The 18,071-nt window shown below is 44.0% G+C and carries 20 protein-coding genes; 2 read left to right on the forward strand and 18 right to left on the reverse strand.

Annotation, left to right across the window (positions count from 1 at the left end; translation table 11 throughout):
- Nucleotides 1–49: 49 nt before the first annotated feature.
- The 9 genes from ychF to rplU all read right to left on the reverse strand — a co-directional run bounded on the left by ychF (nucleotide 50) and on the right by rplU (nucleotide 5,871).
- A complete protein-coding gene (gene ychF / locus ABGU93_RS00650) occupies nucleotides 50–1,147 on the reverse strand; it encodes a redox-regulated ATPase YchF (protein WP_347411573.1) in 1,098 nt (365 codons plus the stop codon).
- 358 nt (nucleotides 1,148–1,505) lie between these two features.
- A complete protein-coding gene (rsfS, locus tag ABGU93_RS00655) occupies nucleotides 1,506–1,850 on the reverse strand; it encodes a ribosome silencing factor (RefSeq protein ID WP_347411574.1) in 345 nt (114 codons plus the stop codon).
- Nucleotides 1,851–1,884: 34 nt separating this feature from the next.
- The gene (gene yqeK, locus ABGU93_RS00660) at nucleotides 1,885–2,460 is read right to left on the reverse strand and encodes a bis(5'-nucleosyl)-tetraphosphatase (symmetrical) YqeK (protein ID WP_347411575.1); all 576 of its coding nucleotides are present in this window, start codon (nucleotides 2,458–2,460) and stop codon (nucleotides 1,885–1,887) included.
- The gene (nadD, locus tag ABGU93_RS00665; protein ID WP_347411576.1) at nucleotides 2,447–3,088 is read right to left on the reverse strand and encodes a nicotinate-nucleotide adenylyltransferase; all 642 of its coding nucleotides are present in this window, start codon (nucleotides 3,086–3,088) and stop codon (nucleotides 2,447–2,449) included. The genes yqeK and nadD overlap by 14 nt, the downstream gene beginning before the upstream one ends.
- Before the next feature lie 16 nt (nucleotides 3,089–3,104).
- On the reverse strand, nucleotides 3,105–3,467 hold the full coding sequence (locus ABGU93_RS00670; protein ID WP_347411577.1) for a YhbY family RNA-binding protein: 363 nt from the start codon (nucleotides 3,465–3,467) through the stop codon (nucleotides 3,105–3,107).
- Between the two features lie 51 nt (nucleotides 3,468–3,518).
- A complete protein-coding gene (gene obgE / locus ABGU93_RS00675; RefSeq protein WP_347411578.1) occupies nucleotides 3,519–4,802 on the reverse strand; it encodes a GTPase ObgE in 1,284 nt (427 codons plus the stop codon).
- 112 nt (nucleotides 4,803–4,914) lie between these two features.
- The gene (gene rpmA / locus ABGU93_RS00680) at nucleotides 4,915–5,202 is read right to left on the reverse strand and encodes a 50S ribosomal protein L27 (protein WP_014356380.1); all 288 of its coding nucleotides are present in this window, start codon (nucleotides 5,200–5,202) and stop codon (nucleotides 4,915–4,917) included.
- Nucleotides 5,203–5,218: 16 nt separating this feature from the next.
- Nucleotides 5,219–5,545, reverse strand: a complete 327-nt coding sequence (locus ABGU93_RS00685; protein ID WP_347411579.1) for a ribosomal-processing cysteine protease Prp — start codon at nucleotides 5,543–5,545, stop codon at nucleotides 5,219–5,221.
- Between the two features lie 8 nt (nucleotides 5,546–5,553).
- The gene (gene rplU, locus ABGU93_RS00690; protein WP_347411580.1) at nucleotides 5,554–5,871 is read right to left on the reverse strand and encodes a 50S ribosomal protein L21; all 318 of its coding nucleotides are present in this window, start codon (nucleotides 5,869–5,871) and stop codon (nucleotides 5,554–5,556) included.
- 236 nt (nucleotides 5,872–6,107) lie between these two features.
- Here rplU and srtB point away from each other — a divergent pair, with 236 nt between their 5' ends.
- Nucleotides 6,108–6,824 (forward strand): class B sortase, encoded by a 717-nt coding sequence (srtB, locus tag ABGU93_RS00695; protein ID WP_347411581.1) that lies wholly within the window; start codon nucleotides 6,108–6,110, stop codon nucleotides 6,822–6,824.
- An 85-nt stretch (nucleotides 6,825–6,909) separates the two neighbouring features.
- Here the strand turns inward: srtB and ABGU93_RS00700 are convergent, their stop codons facing one another.
- From ABGU93_RS00700 to ABGU93_RS00715, 4 genes are all read right to left on the reverse strand, one after another.
- Entirely contained in the window at nucleotides 6,910–8,346 is a 1,437-nt protein-coding gene (locus ABGU93_RS00700; RefSeq protein WP_347411582.1) for a sodium:alanine symporter family protein, read from the reverse strand.
- Between the two features lie 206 nt (nucleotides 8,347–8,552).
- Nucleotides 8,553–9,044 (reverse strand): nucleoside-diphosphate kinase, encoded by a 492-nt coding sequence (locus ABGU93_RS00705; RefSeq protein ID WP_347411583.1) that lies wholly within the window; start codon nucleotides 9,042–9,044, stop codon nucleotides 8,553–8,555.
- A gap of 1,248 nt (nucleotides 9,045–10,292) precedes the next feature.
- Nucleotides 10,293–10,976 (reverse strand): TIGR03936 family radical SAM-associated protein, encoded by a 684-nt coding sequence (locus tag ABGU93_RS00710; RefSeq protein ID WP_347411584.1) that lies wholly within the window; start codon nucleotides 10,974–10,976, stop codon nucleotides 10,293–10,295.
- Nucleotides 10,969–12,816, reverse strand: a complete 1,848-nt coding sequence (locus ABGU93_RS00715; protein WP_347411585.1) for a TIGR03960 family B12-binding radical SAM protein — start codon at nucleotides 12,814–12,816, stop codon at nucleotides 10,969–10,971. The genes ABGU93_RS00710 and ABGU93_RS00715 overlap by 8 nt, the downstream gene beginning before the upstream one ends.
- Before the next feature lie 295 nt (nucleotides 12,817–13,111).
- On the opposite strand from ABGU93_RS00715, the gene ABGU93_RS00720 reads away from it, so the two are divergent.
- On the forward strand, nucleotides 13,112–14,677 hold the full coding sequence (locus tag ABGU93_RS00720; RefSeq protein ID WP_347411586.1) for a Na+/H+ antiporter NhaC family protein: 1,566 nt from the start codon (nucleotides 13,112–13,114) through the stop codon (nucleotides 14,675–14,677).
- A 75-nt stretch (nucleotides 14,678–14,752) separates the two neighbouring features.
- Here the strand turns inward: ABGU93_RS00720 and ABGU93_RS00725 are convergent, their stop codons facing one another.
- The 5 genes from ABGU93_RS00725 to ABGU93_RS00745 form a co-directional block, all read right to left on the reverse strand.
- On the reverse strand, nucleotides 14,753–15,556 hold the full coding sequence (locus tag ABGU93_RS00725) for a class I SAM-dependent methyltransferase (protein WP_347411587.1): 804 nt from the start codon (nucleotides 15,554–15,556) through the stop codon (nucleotides 14,753–14,755).
- A 61-nt stretch (nucleotides 15,557–15,617) separates the two neighbouring features.
- Complete coding sequence (locus tag ABGU93_RS00730; RefSeq protein WP_347411588.1) at nucleotides 15,618–16,049, reverse strand: hypothetical protein; 432 nt, start codon at nucleotides 16,047–16,049, stop codon at nucleotides 15,618–15,620.
- A gap of 52 nt (nucleotides 16,050–16,101) precedes the next feature.
- The gene (locus ABGU93_RS00735) at nucleotides 16,102–16,851 is read right to left on the reverse strand and encodes a protein kinase family protein (protein WP_347411589.1); all 750 of its coding nucleotides are present in this window, start codon (nucleotides 16,849–16,851) and stop codon (nucleotides 16,102–16,104) included.
- Nucleotides 16,814–17,518 (reverse strand): ABC transporter ATP-binding protein, encoded by a 705-nt coding sequence (locus ABGU93_RS00740; RefSeq protein WP_347411590.1) that lies wholly within the window; start codon nucleotides 17,516–17,518, stop codon nucleotides 16,814–16,816. The genes ABGU93_RS00735 and ABGU93_RS00740 overlap by 38 nt, the downstream gene beginning before the upstream one ends.
- 295 nt (nucleotides 17,519–17,813) lie before the next feature.
- A complete protein-coding gene (locus ABGU93_RS00745; RefSeq protein WP_347411591.1) occupies nucleotides 17,814–17,996 on the reverse strand; it encodes a transcriptional regulator in 183 nt (60 codons plus the stop codon).
- Nucleotides 17,997–18,071: the final 75 nt, after the last annotated feature.

Here is an 18,071-nt window from a genome sequence, read left to right on the forward strand (position 1 = left end):
CTTCAAACCGGCTGCAAAGCTCACAGCAGTAAAAATCTGAAGCTGCTAACTAGACATTAAACCGGAAAAAAGTCACATCGCCATCTTTCATGACATACTCTTTCCCCTCAACCCGGGTAACGCCGCTTTCCTTAGCTTTCACTTCCGAACCGGCCTCAACCAGTTGTTCAAAACTGGTAATTTCAGCCCGAATAAATCCGCGTTCAATATCACTGTGAATCTTACCTGCGGCCTGGGGCGCTTTGGTACCTTCGGTGACGGTCCAGGCCCGGATTTCCTGGGGACCAGCAGTTAAGAAGGTTATCAGACCTAAGAGCTTATAGCCGGCTCGTATAACCTGATCCAAGCCGGATGCTTCCAGACCCATATCGGCTAAGAACTCGGCTTTTTCCTCATCGTCGAATTGAGCAATTTCTTCCTCAATTTTTGCCGATATTTTAATAATATCGATATGATTTCCGGAATGGTTTTCCAAAACAGTTGCTTTTAAGCGCGTTACCATGTCATTATCTTCATGAAGATCGTCTTCAGAAACATTGGCAATATACAGGACTGGCTTAATGGAGATCAGTTGATTGGTTTGAATAAACTCCCATTCATCGGCAGTAAACTCATCATCATTAGGCATCTTACCGGTCTCCAGAATTTCCCGCAGACGCATGGCTACTTCCATGTTGGCTTTCTCCTGGGGGTTTGTTTTAGCCAGTTTTTTATTTTTTTCGATCCGTCGATCGAGCATTTCAATATCAGAGAAAATCAGTTCCAGATTAATGGTTTCCAGATCGTCAATGGGATCAATTTTTCCTTCGACATGAACGACGTTGTCATCTTCAAAACAACGGACAACATGAACAATCGCATCAACTTCGCGGATATGTGAAAGAAACTTGTTGCCGAGACCTTCCCCTTTGCTGGCACCGCGCACGAGGCCGGCAATATCAACAAACTCGATGGTGGTGGGGATCACTTTTTTTGAGCCGTACATCTTTTCTAAAACCGCCAGGCGCGGATCTGGTACCGTCACAACCCCGATATTAGGGTCAATCGTACAAAATGGGTAATTGGCAGACTCTGCCCCAGCCTTGGTTAAGGCATTAAATATGGTGCTTTTCCCGACATTGGGTAAGCCAACGATTCCTATTTTCATAGTTACCTCTTTCTAATTTTCATGTTAGATAATTGCGAAAGTGCCGTGAGCTTTGTGCCCAGTTTCGCACAAAACAATTTCTACACTGAACGGCGTACAGTTCGATGAACTGTTCGCCTACACGTTACAAAATTGTTTGTGGAAACTGCACCCAAAGCAAACATTGGTCGTTATTTAACCCTTACGCAAGTGTCAAACTTACTTTTTTTATTAATTTGTTGATTTAGTTTGAGTCCAAACATACGGGCTGGACTCAGAATTAATCCTGACATTTAAAAAGGTGGGTTTCCTTGATCCCGCAGGATCAAGAAGTGCCACCATTTCGATTTGTTCAGAGATTGGACTGAAAACCAGCTGTCTAACGACTGACTGGGCTGTTTTTCCATAGTTTTTCGAGGCTGTAAAACTCACGTTCATCAGCATGGAAAATATGGATGATCACATCGTAATAATCTAATAAAATCCAACGGCCTTCTCGTTGGCCTTCGATGTTTTTGGGAAATATTTCCAATTCTTTGGCTTCATATTCTATATTGTCAGCAATGGCTTTGACCTGACGTTCAGAACTCCCGCTGGCAATAACAAAATAGTTAGCGATGGATGTCATTTCGGTTACATTAATGACCTCAATGTCGATCCCATTTTTGTCTTCAATCCACCCTTTTATTTTTTGTGCAAATTCTTCTGGATTAATAAAAATCACTCACTTTCTTTTATAATTTTTAATTCTTTTATATTCATCTCAGTTTTTTAGTTTTGATAATTAAATCATTTCGGGCATCGATGGTGCGCTTATGAATCAAGGCGCCAGTCTGGGCCACATGACAGATGCTGTTGGTTAGAGCCATAATCGTGGCCTGATCCAAATCTGTTTCGGCTATCAGACGAATGGCATCAACCCCCGGAAAAGAACGGTCTTTTTCAATATAGTCAGCCAGATAGATAATCTTATCGAGGCTGCTCATATGCTTGCAGCCAGTGGTATGGCAGTATATGGCGTTTTGAATCGCAGTTTCTGTGACACCATAACGCTCCCCGGCCAGAATCGACCCCACTGGGCCATGAAGTAATTGGGGATCATTTTGACTGACCCGATCGATCTTGATCTGATGCTGTTGGGCGTAGTTCAGTTGCTGCTCGTCGGTTAGATTCTTGGCACAGTCATGCAGCAAGGCTGCCAGCCGGGCCTGGTCCGGATCACAACCAAAGGTATGAGCCAATTTCGTGGCGGACTCGACCACGTTCATCGTGTGTCTAAAACGCTTAGGGGTTAGAATCTTTTTTAAATCAGCTTCGATGTCAGTCCAATTCATGGTTATCCTCAATTGACGTATGTGGCAAGTAAAGGTGATGTTCATGAATATAGTCGGCTACCGAATCCGGCAGCAAATAACGAATCGAGTAGCCATTTTTAATCCGTGCCCGGATGTCCGAAGAGGCGATATCCATTTCGGTGGCGTACAGTTTAAAAATAGAAGCTCCGTAAATTTCCTGCAACTCTTTGATCCGCATATCCAGCCGATCATGACTATAACCGGGCCGGAAGGTGGTGATAAATTTCACCGACTTCAACAACTCCGGGGCACCCTTCCAGAGGGTGATTTCAAACATCAAATCAGCTCCGGCGATGAAATAAAAATCACAATCCGGATAAATTTCTTTAATGATATTGATGGTATCAATGGTATAGGTGATGCCATTCTGATCGATCTCGTGCGTTAATATTTCAAAACTGTCGTTACCGGCGATGGCCAGCTCCACCATTTTTAGCCGGTGTTTTCTGGCAATTTCGTCCTGAGATAATTTAAATGGGTTATTCCCGGTGGGAATAAACAATACCTTATCCAATTCATATTGATCCCGAGCCGATTCTGCCAACAGCAGGTGACCCGTATGGATGGGATTAAAACTTCCTCCCAGAAGACCGATTTTTTTCTTCATCTCAAACCCTTACTCTTTATGAATTTGTGAATTTTCGTGATGGACTTAATGCTTTTTTCTTAACCCGTTTGATCGGTTTCTGATTTTTGGTTGGTACCTCGATTTTGGTCTTTAATAAATTCTTTTTATAAAGGATGAATTTACTACCGATGGTACAAACAATATCCGATTTTGTGGCTGCGGCTAATTGCCGGGCCACGTCATTAACATCTTCCAGCGAATTATTCTGTACCTTTCCCTTGATCAGTTCCCGGGCGATGATGGCATCCCTGGTCTGCACGATGACTTGCGGGGTGATGCCTTCTTTGCCAATGAAAATGATATCGGGAATATCCATGGCAAGCTTTCTTAAATAACTTCTTTGTTTACTTGTTAACATTTTTTCTCTACTTTCTACGACGCTATTATAACATATAATAAAGCGGGAAATCTATTTAAAATACTCAAATTCGATCTCTTCCAGTTGAACCACGTCTTCATCCTGGATACCCATTTTTTCAAGCTCCGCGAAGACGCCTTTGTCTTTAAGAACCCGTTGGAAGAAGCCAATGGAATCCAAATCTTCAAAGTTAACCGAAGTAATCAGCCGCTCCAGGAATGCTCCCTTAACCACAAATAAGTGATCGAATTTCTCAACCGTGAATTGTTTTTCTTTGAAGTCCGGAGTGAAAATGGTTTCTGCTTCCGGTTCAAAGTCAAAGATTGGTTCAACTTCGCCAATTTCATCCAGTAATTGTATCGTGCGGCTTAACAGTTCATTGAGGCCCTGACCAGTGACGGCGGAAATAACAAAGACTTCATAGCCCAACTTTTCCAATTCAGCCTTTAACTCATCTGTTTCTTCTGGTACAGAAAGTAGGTCAACCTTATTTAAGGCGACAATCTGTACCCGCTTCGCCAGTTTTTCATTGTATTTTTCCAATTCATAATTGATCTTTTTAAAGTCATCCAAAGGCTCCCGACCTTCACTGCCGGAGGCGTCGAGAAGATGAATGAGCAGCTTGGTTCGTTCCACATGTCGAAGGAATTGATCACCCAGTCCGGTGCCTTCATGGGCGCCTTCGATCAAACCGGGAATATCGGCGATTACAAAAGGATCAAAATTCCGCCATTCGACCACACCCAGATTGGGCACAATGGTGGTAAAATGGTAATTGGCAATCTTGGGTTTGGCTTTGGTGATAACCGATAAAAGCGTTGATTTACCAACATTGGGAAAACCAATCAGACCCACGTCGGCCAGTAGTTTCAGTTCAAGAATAACGGTGCGTTCCTGCCCCTTAACTCCACCCTGGGCAAAACGAGGTGCCTGTCTGGTGGCAGTTGCAAAATTCATATTCCCACGACCACCCCGACCGCCTTCGGCCACCCGGTATTTTTGACCGTGTTCTGAAAGGTCGCAGATGATCCGTCCGGTCTCTTTATCTTTAATAATGGTTCCTACGGGTACCTTGATGATCAGATCTTCGCCGGTTTTACCGGTCGATCGACAACCGGTGCCGTTTTCGCCATTTTCCGCTTTGTGTTTTCTTTTATATTTAAATTCCATCAGGGTCCGAAAACCATTGTCGGCCATAAAAACAATATTGCCGCCATGCCCTCCGTTACCGCCGTCAGGTCCGCCATTGGGAACGTATTTTTCGCGGCGGAAACTCATCCCGCCATGTCCGCCGTTGCCAGCCTTCAGAATTATCTCTGCTTTATCTACAAACATTGTTACCTCGCTTTTTTTATGGTATCTACCCAAACAACAAAAAATAAAACCTCTTATCTTGTAAAAACGAGCATAAGAGGTTTTATGGATGTATTATTTTGTCACTGGAAAACTAGATGGCTTCCCGAGGATAAATACTTACTTGTTTTTTATCTCTGCCTTTTCGTTCAAAACGTACGATACCATCTTCTAATGCGAATAATGTATCATCTCCGCCTTTTCCAACGTTAGTACCTGGGTGAATTTTTGTTCCTCTTTGACGAACAAGAATATTTCCTGCTAGTACGAATTGACCGTCTCCTCTTTTAACTCCAAGACGTTTGGCTTCACTGTCACGACCATTTCTTGAACTACCAACCCCTTTTTTATGGGCGAATAGTTGAAGGTTCATTTTTAACATGTTGTTCACCTCCTATTTATTGTTCTTCAAACTGGATATAATCTCCATAAGCTTCCTTGATCCCCCGGATACCCAGGAGATAGGTCGAAATGAGTGTATCTGTTTTCATCTTCATTGGTTCATCGGTGATTTCGGGAATGATGAAGCGGACATAGCCTTCTTCGATCACTTCGTCGAGATCGGTCCGACCAACAATTTCGGTCAGTCCGTTTAAGATGCTGATGGTTAAAACCGATACAGCAGCACAAACGATATCTTCCCCATGATCAGCAAAACCTGCGTGACCAGATACAATTATTTCATGTGCTTTATTATTCTTACCTTGAATCTTAACTGAAATCATAAAATTTCCTAGGCTTGAATGCCAGTAATTTTAACTTTCATGAATGGTTGTCGATGACCTTGTTTTTTACGATAATCTTTTTTAGATTTATACTTGTAAATAATAACCTTAGGTCCTTTTGCAACTTCTAAAATTTCAGCTTTAACAACAGCATTTTCAACCACTGGAGTACCAATGATCATTTCGCCATCTTTGTTGACTGCTAAAACTTCAGTAAAAGTAATTTCTTTTACATCTTCTTCAGTGAAATTGATTTTTTCAATTTGAATAATATCATTTTCTTGAACGCGGTATTGTTTACCACCTGTTTTAATAATTGCATACATGATTCTACACCTCCTCATACCAGACTCGCCACAAAAGGTGCTTTCGACTTAAAACCTTGTGTGTGCGGCTACATAACTTTATAAATATTAACATGCTCAGCACATAAAGTCAATCAAAATAATAATAATCAGAGCCGGTCACGGTTAAATTTTTTAAAACGCCAAAATCTTTTCAATATTTGGTGGTTTTTCAGCAAAATTGGGTATAATAGATCTAAATGAGCTTTAGGAGGAAAATGAAATTGCAAAAAAGCATGCCTAAAATAAAGATTGTCGCTGTTGTTTTATTAATTGCCCTGGCGCTGGGATTCATTATTTATAATTATTACCCCAAGATCAATCAAACGATGCAAAAGGATCGGATTATTGCCGTTGCCAAAGAAAATCACATCGCGGTTGCTGATCGTATTGATTTTGATGCCCTGCTGGCGCTCAATCCCGATACCGTCGGGTGGGTTCAAATCAACGGAACCCCATTGGAGTACCCGGTTACACAAACTGACAACAACGATTTCTATCTGTCCCATAATTTTTTAAAAGAATCATCCTTTGAGGGGGCAATTTTTCGTGATTACTTAAGTGATCCGGTCACGACCCGGAATCATGTCCTCTATGGTCATTATATGTCTGATGAGTCAATGTTTGGTAGTTTGTGGAATTATCAGGATCAGGCTTATCTTAAGCTCCATCCGGTGATTCAGTTTGATCAACCTGGGAATCCCGGTGATTGGGAAATCTTCTCGGTTTATATTACCGAAGCCGAATACGATTATCGCCAGCCCAGCTTTGCCAACGATAGCGATTTTATGAACTATATGAATCGCCTGAAAGCCCGGTCTTTGTATGACACCGGTGTGGTCGTTTCACCAACCGACGAAGTCCTGACTCTGTCTACCTGTATTTACACCTTTGATGATGCCCGCTTTGCTGTTCATGCCCGAAAAGTAAAATAAACATAAAGTGTCCGCACTTAAGACATCAATTATTGTGATGTTATGTGCGGACACTTTTTTTAGTGCTATTTTACGCGATCATCAACTATTTGTTTTCGACAACGGCTTTCTTCGCCAGTTTTCTTAATTCTCGCTCGGGCTTGATCACTTTTTCTTCGTAATCAAAACACTCTTTGGCAATAACATTACTTAAAACGAGCAGTGAAATCAGGTTGGGAATCGCCATTAAACCATTCATCGTATCTGAGAAATCCCAGACAATCTGCAGGGCGGTAGTCGCTCCGATAAAAGCAACTAAACTGTAAAACAGCCGATAGACCTTTACCGCAATCGGTGCTTTAATTAAATACTCCAGCGATTTTTCGCCATAATATTCCCAGCCCAGAATCGTTGAGAAAGCAAACAGCATAATTCCGATGGTGACAATGTATCCACCGATGGGGCCCAATGCCGATTCAAATGATGCAATTGTTAACGCCGCTCCGCTGACAAGCGTACCTGCCTCAGTCATTGTTCCAAGTACTCCCGAGGAAGCAATAACCAAACCGGTAACCGTGCAAACCACCAAGGTATCAAAAAAGGTCCCGGTCATATTGATATAACCCTGTCGCGAGGGATGATCGGTTTTAGCAGCAGCGGCAGCGATCGGAGCCGACCCTAAACCCGCTTCATTTGAAAAAACACCCCGGGCAACACCCCAACGCATGGCGCTGAGCATACTGGCAATGACAGTACCACCGACACCGCCGGCCATCGCCATCGGTGAAAAGGCCATCGTAAAGATCTGCGCAATCCCTGCTGGTAAATTTTGAAAATTAATAATAATAACTAATATCCCAGCGACAAAATAAAACACGGCCATAAATGGAACAATCACCCCACAAACCCGACCAATGCTCTTGATTCCACCAAGCAGAACAACAACTGCCAGGATCGTAATCACGGCCCCGGTAATCCAGGTGGAAATTCCAAAGGTTCCCAAAACTGCACTCGAAATCGAATTTGCCTGGGTCATGTTACCGATTCCAAAAGATGCAACTACGGCAAAAGCTGAGAACAGCACCGCCAGAATTGACCCGATGGTCTTATTCTTGAAGCCATTTTTCATGGCATACATTGGACCGCCGGCCATTTCGCCTTCTTTATTTGTTTCCCGGTACTTAACCGCCAGAACACTTTCACCATATTTTGTCGAAAGACCAAATAAAGCACTGATCCACATCCACACTAAGGCACCAGGCCCACCGAGCACCATGGCTGTGGCCACACCAACAATGTTACCGGTTCCAATGGTTGCTGCCAGAGCCGTCATCAAAGACTGGAAGGGCGAAATATCCCCACTTGATTCTTTTTTTTCTGGATCCACTTTGGCAAAAACCGATTTCAACGCATAGCCCAAGTTTCGCCATGGCAAAAACTTCAGCCGAATTGTTAAAAAGATCCCGGTTCCCATGAGCAACGCCAACATGACAGGTCCCCAAACAAAATTGTTGACAGCTGCAATAATTTCCGAAAAATTCATCTTAACCCCCTTAAAAATATAGTGGGATCATTTTATCACTATTTTTCTCACTTCACAATACTAAATTGCCCTAAACTGATTAATGACAACTATTTACCATCCGCTGATCCGAATCCAGATCAAGTGGTAAATTTTGTCTTTTTATGTAGATATTTTGACACATCAAAAAAAACGCGGTCTTGCTTTAACTGTTGTATTGTGATGGGTCAGACAACCGGGCTGATCAAGGGAACAAACAATTCACAGGTTTCGGGTTCAAACCAGAGTTTTAACTCCGTCAATAAGGATTCAGTTGAATCACTGCAATGGATCAGATTGTAACAGCAACGCTCTTCCCGGTCGGCATTTGCAAACGAATCGGTTCCCAGATCGCCGCGGATCGTTCCGGGTGCAGCTTTAACCGGATCAGTGGCGCCGGTCAATTCCCGGGAATTGGCGATGGCATTTTCGCCGTTTTGACTGAGAATAATCGGAACCATCATCTGATCCACAAAAGCCGCGATAGCCATTTTCTTAAAGGACTCGCCCAATTTTTCAACCACATGGGCATAATGGGTTAAGATCAACTTTTCATCAGCGCGCTTAAATCCCATCATCTCAATCCGGAACCCATCCTCAATAAACCGTCTGATGATCGGTTCTACCAAATCGGCTGCCAATGCATCTGGTTTCATAATAATTAAAGCATATGTTTTCATCATTAATCCTCACTCTCGGGGTTTTATTTGTGATCATTTACAGATATCGGGTGAAAAAACAACGATCCAGAAATTACAAAAAACGCTGAAGCCGATCCCGCATCGTTATGCAGAACCGGCTTCAGCTGTTAACTTCTGATATCATTCCTTTTGGACTCACCCCTTTCAATTTACCAAAAATCTTCTTTTCACTTTTCGCAAGTAATAAACACTTAACTTTAGAATCTTTCGGGACTTTTTTCTTTTTGTTCAGTTTTTTTACTGACATACTATTAAAGATAATCTAGAGAACTTTTTTTAATCCAGGAATTGGTTTTTCTAAATCCAGGAATGGTTTTTCTTCTACATTTAGAGAATGAATCGTTGATTTTCAGGTAATTTCTTTGAATCAGGCATGCCGTTGTTGGAACTCAGGAATGGTCTTTCTTCTTATCCAATCGTTGACTACCTCTTCCTCTCCGAACTTTACTATGAATCTTAACTTGTTTTTCAAAAGCCAGGTATTGTTTTTCTTCTGAACTTCAAAACGTCTTCCGGTATTTTATTTAACTTACTCTATGGATTCTGAAAGCGCATCCTGCTAAACCCAGGGATGGTTTTTCTTCTCGATTCAGAGACTTGCTCTCATGATTTTGGAATTTATTTTTTTAACTCAGGAAATTGGTTTTGTTTTAGGAATGGTTTTTCATCTAAACTGTTACTTTTCTCCCAGATAATAAAAATTCTTTCTTTCAATCAATCTTGTCTGGCATCCAGTTGTTTTTTCTGAAGCTTAAATTGAACAATTTGTTTTTTTATGCAAATTGTTCTCCCGTTTTTTTCTTATTGTTTGCGAATTGTTGCCCCGATCAGGTGGACAATTATCTTTGATCCATTATTTGATTTTTATGGTTGCATCAATGATAAAAATAAGCAATGCAAGTGATTCCATAATGTAAATACCGATCTCCAATCAATCACACAATGATTGTCTGCAATTTTCCCAATTAGATCTGGTACCTGTTGCATCTCAGGAGCTGACAATCGATAAAACTTAATTAATCATCCGGCCTCGAATTAGATTTTCATCTCTAACCGATTGCCGTCTTTCGTTAATCTTATCGGCTGTTAAGGTTTATTTACTTTTCAATGACCGTGTCAGTCAATCTCGAAAAGGATTGAGTTGATCTTTGATTTAGCTAAATTATAGCACGTTTTTTTTAAAGGTCAAGTCTTTTTTTGTAAACGTTTTTACTTCTTTTGTAAACCTTAAGCATCGGCTGTAATCAGCAGTTTTTCGCGATGAATCTCAATGGTGGGATCAATCATAAAAACAGCGCACTTTTGATTATTGATACTCTCTAAAATCTGTTCCGGCTTCACACATTGTTGCTCGATATAAATCAGGGTCATCTTGATGTTGACCTTATCAGTTTCCGGGTCGGCAAATACCGCAATCGATTCGATAAAGGGCCGAATATCTTTTTCCACATACTTCCCTTTTTTATTTCTTTTCTGGATCAGAATCTGAGGCCGCGCCAGATAGGACTCGATCGCTTCGGCCAGGGATGCTAAATCGGTTCCCGGCACGACTTTGATGCGAATCTTATAGACGCTTTTGCTCAGCGCTGCCGACAGTGAGCCAACCCCTTCACCACAGATCTTTGCAACAACGATTTCCAGACCATTGGGCAAAACCTTATTCATCCGGCTGATAAATGTATCGACATCGATGTCCTCTGACACAATCACTTCGCCGTATTCGCCATCACTGGTCAAGCCCACCGACATGGCCAGGGCGAATGACATGCGCGGATGGGGATTAAACCCCTGGGAGTATTCAACCGGGATCTCGGCCCGGCGAAAAGCCCGCTGAAATAAACGCTGCTGATCCAGATGGGATAAAAACCGCAGCGGTGTGGAGCGGGTAAACTGATATTGAATTTTAACCATTGCATTTCCATCCTTTCTTGAATTCCATCATACCGCAATTTGAGCAGTTTTCCGGGCAAAAAGGGGTCGTCACAGCAGCTTCGGCTTTTTGTGCCTCGGTTATTAAAAATTTCTTGGTGACCCCAGTGTCAATAAAATCCCAGGGTAGGATTTCGTCGTAGTCCCGATTTCGCAAGGCATAGAAATCCGGATCAATCCCGGCTTCGACAAAGGCTTCGGTCCATTTTTGCAGATCAAAATATTCGCCCCAGCCGTCAAAGCGGCAGCCTTTTTGATGAGCTTTTTCCAGCACCAGACCTAGGCGACGGTCACCCCGGGCAAAAACAGCCTCCAGATAACTGACTCCGCTGTCATGCCAGCTATAAGAAATCTTGCGATCTTTAATGCTGGCTTTTAGGTGGCGCTGTTTGTTTTTAAATTCTTCCGGCGTATTCTGGCCCATCCACTGGAAAGGCGTGAAGGGTTTCGGTACAAAAGAAGAGGCACTTAAGACGACCTTCAAGCTTTTATTCCGGGACTCCCGGTCAATTTTATAGTACTCATCGACGACCTTTTGGCCCAGATCGGCAATGCCTTCGATATCTGCCAGGGTTTCTCCCGGTAGTCCAATCATGAAATAGAGTTTGACGTGTCCCCAGCCCTTTTCAAAGGCCGTTCGCACCGTATCCATCAGGTTTTCCTCGGTTACGCCCTTATTGATGACGTCCCGCATCCGCTGAGTTCCGGCTTCCGGGGCCAGGGTCAAGCCGGCTTTCCGGACTTTTTGAATTTCTTCGAGCATCTCGATGCTTAAAGAGTCGATTCGCAGCGATGGCAGCGAGATACTGACTTTGCCAGCTTCAGCGTCACAGACCAGGTTTTTGATCAGGGTTTCAATTTCACTGTAATCACCGGTGCTCAAGGATGACAATGAAACCTCGTCGTAACCGGTGGCTGAGATCAGGGCTTTAATTTTTGACTGGATCGTTGGTACGGTTTTTTCTCGGGTCGGCCGATAGATCATCCCGGCCTGGCAAAAGCGGCAACCCCGGCCACAACCTCGAAAGATTTCGTAGCTGATCCGGTCATGGACGGTTTCGGTGTATGAAACCACAATTTTATCCGGGAAGTAAGCCTGATCCAGATCTTCGATAAATTGTTTACGGATCGTCGCCGGTGCTTCTTCAACAATCGGGGTGAAGGCGGAAATCACCCCGGTTTTTTCGTTATAACTGACCGCATAAAAAGCCGGGACATAAACCCCTTCAAGCGCTGCCGCCATTTTCAAAAAGTCCTGACGGTTACCGCCGGCTTTTTTCCACTGGCGGTGGGCGTCCATAATTTTCAGAATCACCTCTTCCGCTTCACCAATGACAAATAGGTCAATAAAGTCGGACAGTGGTTCGGGATTATAGGCACAGGGACCCCCGGCGATCACAAAGGGTTCGGCTTCTTTTCGCTGGTTGCTGCGCAGGGTGATCTTGCCTAATTCCAGCATGTTTAAAATATTGCTAAAGCTCATTTCATATTGCAGCGTAAAACCGACAAAATCATACTCATTTAAGGGCATCATCGATTCCAGTCCATACAGGGGCAGGTCATGGAGCCGTAATTGTTCTTCCATATCCACCCAGGGAGCAAAGACCCGCTCACACCAGATGTCTTTATCTTCGTTTAGTAAGCCATAAAGAATTTTCATGCCCAAATGGGACATGCCCACCTCATAGGTATCCGGGAAGGCAAAAGCAAAGCGAATCATCTCCGGACTCGGGATCTTATGAACCGCATTCACCTCATTTCCAAGATAAGTGATGGGTTTTGTGACCAGGGGTAAAATATTTTTTTCAATATAATTATTCATTCATTTCCTCATATTTATAATTTTTTAAAAGTTTGACTAATTTTAGCACACCTTATCTTACATGATTCTTATCAGCTTGTACAGTCCCCGCGCCAGAATAAATATTCACCGTTTCAGCTTAGCTTCAGTCATTATTCAAAAAGACGCATTTGATAAACGCTATCAATTATGATAAACTACACCCTGTTTGAAAATTTTATGTCAGGTAATGCGAAGCTAAAAACAGCAAACAATGATTGCTTTGGGTGCAGTTTTGCTATTATCTGAAATTTTATGTTCGTGAAAGGAGAAAAAATTGTTTGAAACAGTAGATGTGGGCATTTTGTCCATCATTCCACCAATTATTGCCATTGTTCTGGCTTTGATTACTAAAGAAGTTATTTCTGCTTTGCTGATCGGAATCCTATCGGGAACTCTGATTTATGTTGTGAGTAGTGGCGGCGGAGGCCTGGTTGAAATGGGCACGGTGGCTTTTGGCCTGATTGCCGAAACCGTCGGACAACCGGGCAAATTCAATATCATCTTATTTTTGGGTTTGCTGGGGGCCCTGGTTTATGTCGTGACCATTGCCGGAGGTTCTCGAGCCTATGGCAACTGGGCCGCGACCAAGCTTAAATCCCGGCGCACTGCCCAGCTGGCTACCAGTGTTCTGGGCGTGATTATTTTTGTCGATGATTATTTCAACTGCCTCACCGTCGGTACAGTCATGAAGCCGGTTACCGACAAGTATCAGATTTCCCGGGCCAAGCTGGCTTATATCATAGACTCCACTGCCGCACCAATTTGCATCATCGCCCCGATTTCCAGCTGGGCCGCGGCGGTGGGCTCGACGCTTTATGAAACGGGGGCCTTTCAGAACGAACTGAGTGCCTTTATCGCAACGATCCCCTATAATCTCTATGCGTTGTTAAGCATTTTGATGGTCATTATCCTATCGCTGACCAACCTCGATTTCGGACCGATGGCCCGGGTTGAAAAGCGAGCCATCGAAACCGGCGAATTGGGCGCCCTGGATACTGAACTGGAAGAAAAAATCCTGATGGATGGCAAGGGCACCATCTGGGATCTGATTATTCCGATCAGTTCATTGATTGCCTTTTCAATCTTATCAATGCTCCAGAACGGCGGCTACTGGTCGGGCGAAGGCTTATCTTTGTCGGAAGCCTTCGGCAATTGCGATGCCTCAGCCGCTTTGGTGATGGGGGCCTTCTGGGCGCTGGTAGTGACCTTCCTGCTCTTTGTTCCCCGGAAACTGATTGATTTCAAAACCTTTATGGGCGGGATCGGCGAAGGGATTAAAACCATGGTCCCTGCCTACATCATCCTGACCCTGGCCTGGACCATCGGAGCGCTGTGTCAGGATCTGCTCGGTACCGGCTTCTTTATTGGCGAACTGGTCAAAACCAGCAGCATCCCGGTGGGGCTGATTCCGGCGATGATTTTCCTGGTTTCGGCACTGTTATCCTTTTCCATTGGCACCGCCTGGGGTACCTTCGGGATCTTTATACCGATTGTCGTGATGATTTCCCAGTATACCGCCCCGGAACTGATGGTTGTAACCTTATCGGCGACGCTGGCCGGCTCGGTCTTTGGTGATCATTGTTCGCCCATTTCGGATACCACTATCTTATCCTCCACGGGTGCCGGCTGCGATCATATTCAGCACGTCTCAACCCAAATGCTTTATGCAACGCTGGTGGCCACCTGCAGCTTTGTGGGCTATCTGGTCGCTGGTTTAAGTTACGGAAATCTCCTGTTGACTTGGATTACCTCGGTGGGGCTGCTGATTGTTTGCCTGATCGTCTTTCATCGGATTTCTAAAACTAAACTTGATCAGCAGAATTTCGCCAGTATCGATTAATCCCGCTGGTAATACCTTGAATTTTAAATGTCCGCCATTCTACTAATCAGAATGACGGACATTTTGCTTTTTGTTTCAGGATTGTTTCCAGATCAGTTCGCCTTTTCGCTGCTGTAATGATTCCGTCACCACTTCGTTTTCAGCTATGTCCTCCAGATATTGATGGATGTGGCTGACCTGTTCCGGTTTATCCAAAACGGACATTTCCCGGGTGAAAATTCCCTGTGCTGTCTTTAAGGGAAAAACCCGTTGATGAATGCCGGTTTCGTATGTCAGTTCCGGGAAGATGCCCCTGGTCCATAAGATGTTAAAAATAAAGTTCAGCTTATTAAACTGACTAAGATAGGTTTGATCGGTCAGACGGTAGAGTTTTTCTTTGAGACTGCTGTGGCGTTCCACAAAGGACGACAAATAGCAAAAACCCCGGGAGCAGTCCATCATTTTATAGAGATGCTTCGGTTTATCGATAGCCGGAGACATACTGGCGATGACCAGATCAAAGGGTTCTGTGCATTGATAGCCATCCCAATCGCTGTGAATAAATTCGGTGTTTTTCAGTTCCGCAGCGGTGGCGTTGGCGCTGGCATAGCTGAGCATCTTTTCGGAAAAATCCAGGCCCACCACTTTTTTGGTTTTTTTGGCCAGTTCAACCGCAAATTGTCCCGATCCGCAGCCGATATCCAAGACGGTTGATTCCGCATTGATTATTTCTCGATCAATTAAAGACTGAACCTTTTCCTGGCGAGTTAACTGCGCGTCTTCGGTTGATAAGGCAAGGTTGTATTCTTCCGCCCGAAAGTCCCATAACTCAACCGTTGGTTCTTTTTTCTGGTTATCGCTTAACCAGAGTTCTTCAAAATATTCGGTATTTAAATGCATTTTGTGTTACCCTCCTTTATTCCTCTGTTTGTAATTCAGCAAATTTATCCAGGCAATGTCTTTAACGATTAATAAAAAACAAACCGGCCAGACAAAGCGCAATGCCGGCCAGATGATTGATGGTCAGAACCTCTTTATAGACTAGAATGCCAATCGGGATCAGCAGGATGGCCAATGAGATATTGGCTACCAGCGAACCCAGACTGATGTTCCAGCCGGCCCGGTAGGCCGTTATGTAACCAAATTCCAGGGCGACAACGGAAATCCCCAGGGCGTAGCTGGTCCAATTGAGCCGCTTCAATGATTGCACGATGCCTTCGTCCAGACCATTGGTCAGCATCAGAATCAGCGTCAATAGCGCCGCCACCAGATAAGTGACCAGCAGCGATAAAAAAGGATTGGCCGTTGCCGGGGTCGACTTGGTACAGATATTATAAAACACATTGGCGGTGACAATTAGAATAATGGGCAGATAGTAGGTTAATTCATTCACAGCGTAAAGCCCTCCCCTTTCAATGATGATGATCTTTTAAGTGACGTGAGCATCAATCCGTATTTTTTAGCCAGGCATGATTAAACTCTTCGGTTAAGGTGTGAAAATCCCGATAGGGCCTTTTAATGGATAACAGACGTTCGATGACTTCCCGCTGAACCGGTTTTAAATCGAGCTGGGCCAGTGAAAAATCATTTGAGCTGGCGGTCATTTCATCACAATTGGCGGCCAGTCGCAGAAACACATCGCCAAGGCTCCAGCAGTCGGGATTAAAGCGGCTGTTAAACCGTGATACCCCGCTGGCAGTCCCAAAATCAATCAGCGACAGCTGCTCACCGGTCCATAAGATATTGTCAGTTTTGATGTCGCGATGACTGATGTTAAGCCCTGCGAGATACTCCATCACCGCAATTAATTGTGCCATGATGGCTGTGATTTCGGTTTTACTGAAGCTATGATCCCATTCCAATAAATCGGCCAGCGACGGCCCCGGCATTTTTTCCATCACCAGTCCATAGAAACCATCCCGATCAAGGACCTGGATCAGTTTGGGGATGGCCGGATGGTCGATTCTTTTCAGCAATTTGCTTTCCCGGGTCAGTTTTTCTTTGCGGCGTTTGACATCATTGGGATTAAAAACTTTTAAAACATAGTCGCTGGTCTCCCTGGAGACCAGAAAGCAGCTACCAAAACGGCCTTGTCCCAGGGGTTTAACCAGGGCAAAGCGATCACGGGCCAGGGTTCCGCAGAGTGTTCTGATCCGGCTACCACTCAATCTCATCAACTGATAAGGGCTTTTCATTGAGATAACTTTTCTGAACCTGACCATTTTTCATGATAATGACCTTATCGGCCATCGGTGTAATGGCCTGATTATGGGTGATTAAAATCACGGTCATCTTTTCTTTACGACTGGTTTCCTGAAGCAATTTTAAAATATTTTTGCCGGTATTGTAATCCAGGGCGCCGGTGGGTTCGTCACACAGCAGCAGTTTCGGCCGTTTGGCCAGGGCTCTGGCAATGGCCACCCGCTGCTGCTCGCCGCCGGACAGCTGGGAGGGAAAGTTTCCCAGCCGTTCTTCCAGGCCAACACTTTTTAAGACCATTTCAGCATCCATCGGATCACGACAGATTTGGGTTGCCAACTCGACATTTTCAACAGCGGTCAGGTTTTGGATCAGATTATAAAACTGAAACACAAAACCGGTGTCATAACGCCGATATTCCGCCAGTTCGCGACGACTCAGAGCGGCCACATCTTTTTCCCCAACCATCACCTGGCCCTCATCGCAGTTATCCATCCCGCCGAGAATATTGAGCACCGTTGTTTTTCCAGCCCCACTGGGCCCAACCACCACCGCAAATTCGCCTTCATCAATAAAAAAATTGATCCCATTGGCGGCATTAATGGTCACTTCCCCCATATGGTAACGCTTATGTACGTCTTTAAATTCTATAAAATGTTCCATCTTTTTTATCCTTCATCTCTTAATCGGGGAGTCGCTCCCCACGCAAACATTTATGCTGCTACCAGTATAGCGAATAAATCCCAGAAAAGCCAGTTTAGCTCGAAAAAAAAGAAAGGTTTCCCTTTCTTGAGGCTGTCGTTAAACTACCGTACCGACCAATTGTTAATCTGTTGTTCGCTGCGGAATCGAACAGGTTTATCAACCCGTTCGCTCCGATGCGTACAACATGATGTAACAATTGTCGGTACTGGGTTATCTTTTGACAATCATAAGAAATGTCACCTTTTCTTTTTGGTTATTTTTTGGCTGGTTCCCATTTGCAACGCACCGGGGACACAATGGCTTCTTCTTTTTTTAGCTGCTTAAAGGCTTTGTCCACTTCTTTGCGATCAACCTTCAAGGCTTTTTCGACTTCGCCGGCAGTCATCGGTGCTCCCTGCTGTTTCATTAACGCTAAAATTTTATCCTGCAGTTCCATAATAACCCTCCAAATTTACTCATAATTTATCAGTTCATTCTGCTGATTGATTATAGCATAATAGTCTTAATTCGG

The organism is Acetobacterium sp., from assembly GCF_039830195.1.
In the GTDB taxonomy this organism is placed as follows: domain Bacteria; phylum Bacillota; class Clostridia; order Eubacteriales; family Eubacteriaceae; genus Acetobacterium.

Excerpts from the sequence above, each read along its gene's own strand:
- ABGU93_RS00745 (WP_347411591.1), bottom strand. The coding sequence starts at position 17,996 with ATGGAACTGCAGGATAAAATTTTAGCGTTAATGAAACAGCAGGGAGCA.
- nadD (WP_347411576.1), bottom strand. The coding sequence starts at position 3,088 with ATGAAGAAAAAAATCGGTCTTCTGGGAGGAAGTTTTAATCCCATCCAT.
- rpmA (WP_014356380.1), bottom strand. The coding sequence starts at position 5,202 with ATGTTAAAAATGAACCTTCAACTATTCGCCCATAAAAAAGGGGTTGGT.
- ABGU93_RS00670 (WP_347411577.1), bottom strand. The coding sequence starts at position 3,467 with ATGTTAACAAGTAAACAAAGAAGTTATTTAAGAAAGCTTGCCATGGAT.
- ABGU93_RS00740 (WP_347411590.1), bottom strand. The coding sequence starts at position 17,518 with ATGGAACATTTTATAGAATTTAAAGACGTACATAAGCGTTACCATATG.
- srtB (WP_347411581.1), top strand. The coding sequence starts at position 6,108 with ATGAAATTGCAAAAAAGCATGCCTAAAATAAAGATTGTCGCTGTTGTT.
- ABGU93_RS00685 (WP_347411579.1), bottom strand. The coding sequence starts at position 5,545 with ATGATTTCAGTTAAGATTCAAGGTAAGAATAATAAAGCACATGAAATA.
- rplU (WP_347411580.1), bottom strand. The coding sequence starts at position 5,871 with ATGTATGCAATTATTAAAACAGGTGGTAAACAATACCGCGTTCAAGAA.
- yqeK (WP_347411575.1), bottom strand. The coding sequence starts at position 2,460 with ATGAATTGGACTGACATCGAAGCTGATTTAAAAAAGATTCTAACCCCT.
- ABGU93_RS00735 (WP_347411589.1), bottom strand. The coding sequence starts at position 16,851 with ATGAAAAGCCCTTATCAGTTGATGAGATTGAGTGGTAGCCGGATCAGA.
- ABGU93_RS00710 (WP_347411584.1), bottom strand. The coding sequence starts at position 10,976 with ATGGTTAAAATTCAATATCAGTTTACCCGCTCCACACCGCTGCGGTTT.
- ABGU93_RS00705 (WP_347411583.1), bottom strand. The coding sequence starts at position 9,044 with ATGAAAACATATGCTTTAATTATTATGAAACCAGATGCATTGGCAGCC.
- ychF (WP_347411573.1), bottom strand. The coding sequence starts at position 1,147 with ATGAAAATAGGAATCGTTGGCTTACCCAATGTCGGGAAAAGCACCATA.
- ABGU93_RS00700 (WP_347411582.1), bottom strand. The coding sequence starts at position 8,346 with ATGAATTTTTCGGAAATTATTGCAGCTGTCAACAATTTTGTTTGGGGA.
- ABGU93_RS00725 (WP_347411587.1), bottom strand. The coding sequence starts at position 15,556 with ATGCATTTAAATACCGAATATTTTGAAGAACTCTGGTTAAGCGATAAC.
- obgE (WP_347411578.1), bottom strand. The coding sequence starts at position 4,802 with ATGTTTGTAGATAAAGCAGAGATAATTCTGAAGGCTGGCAACGGCGGA.
- ABGU93_RS00715 (WP_347411585.1), bottom strand. The coding sequence starts at position 12,816 with ATGAATAATTATATTGAAAAAAATATTTTACCCCTGGTCACAAAACCC.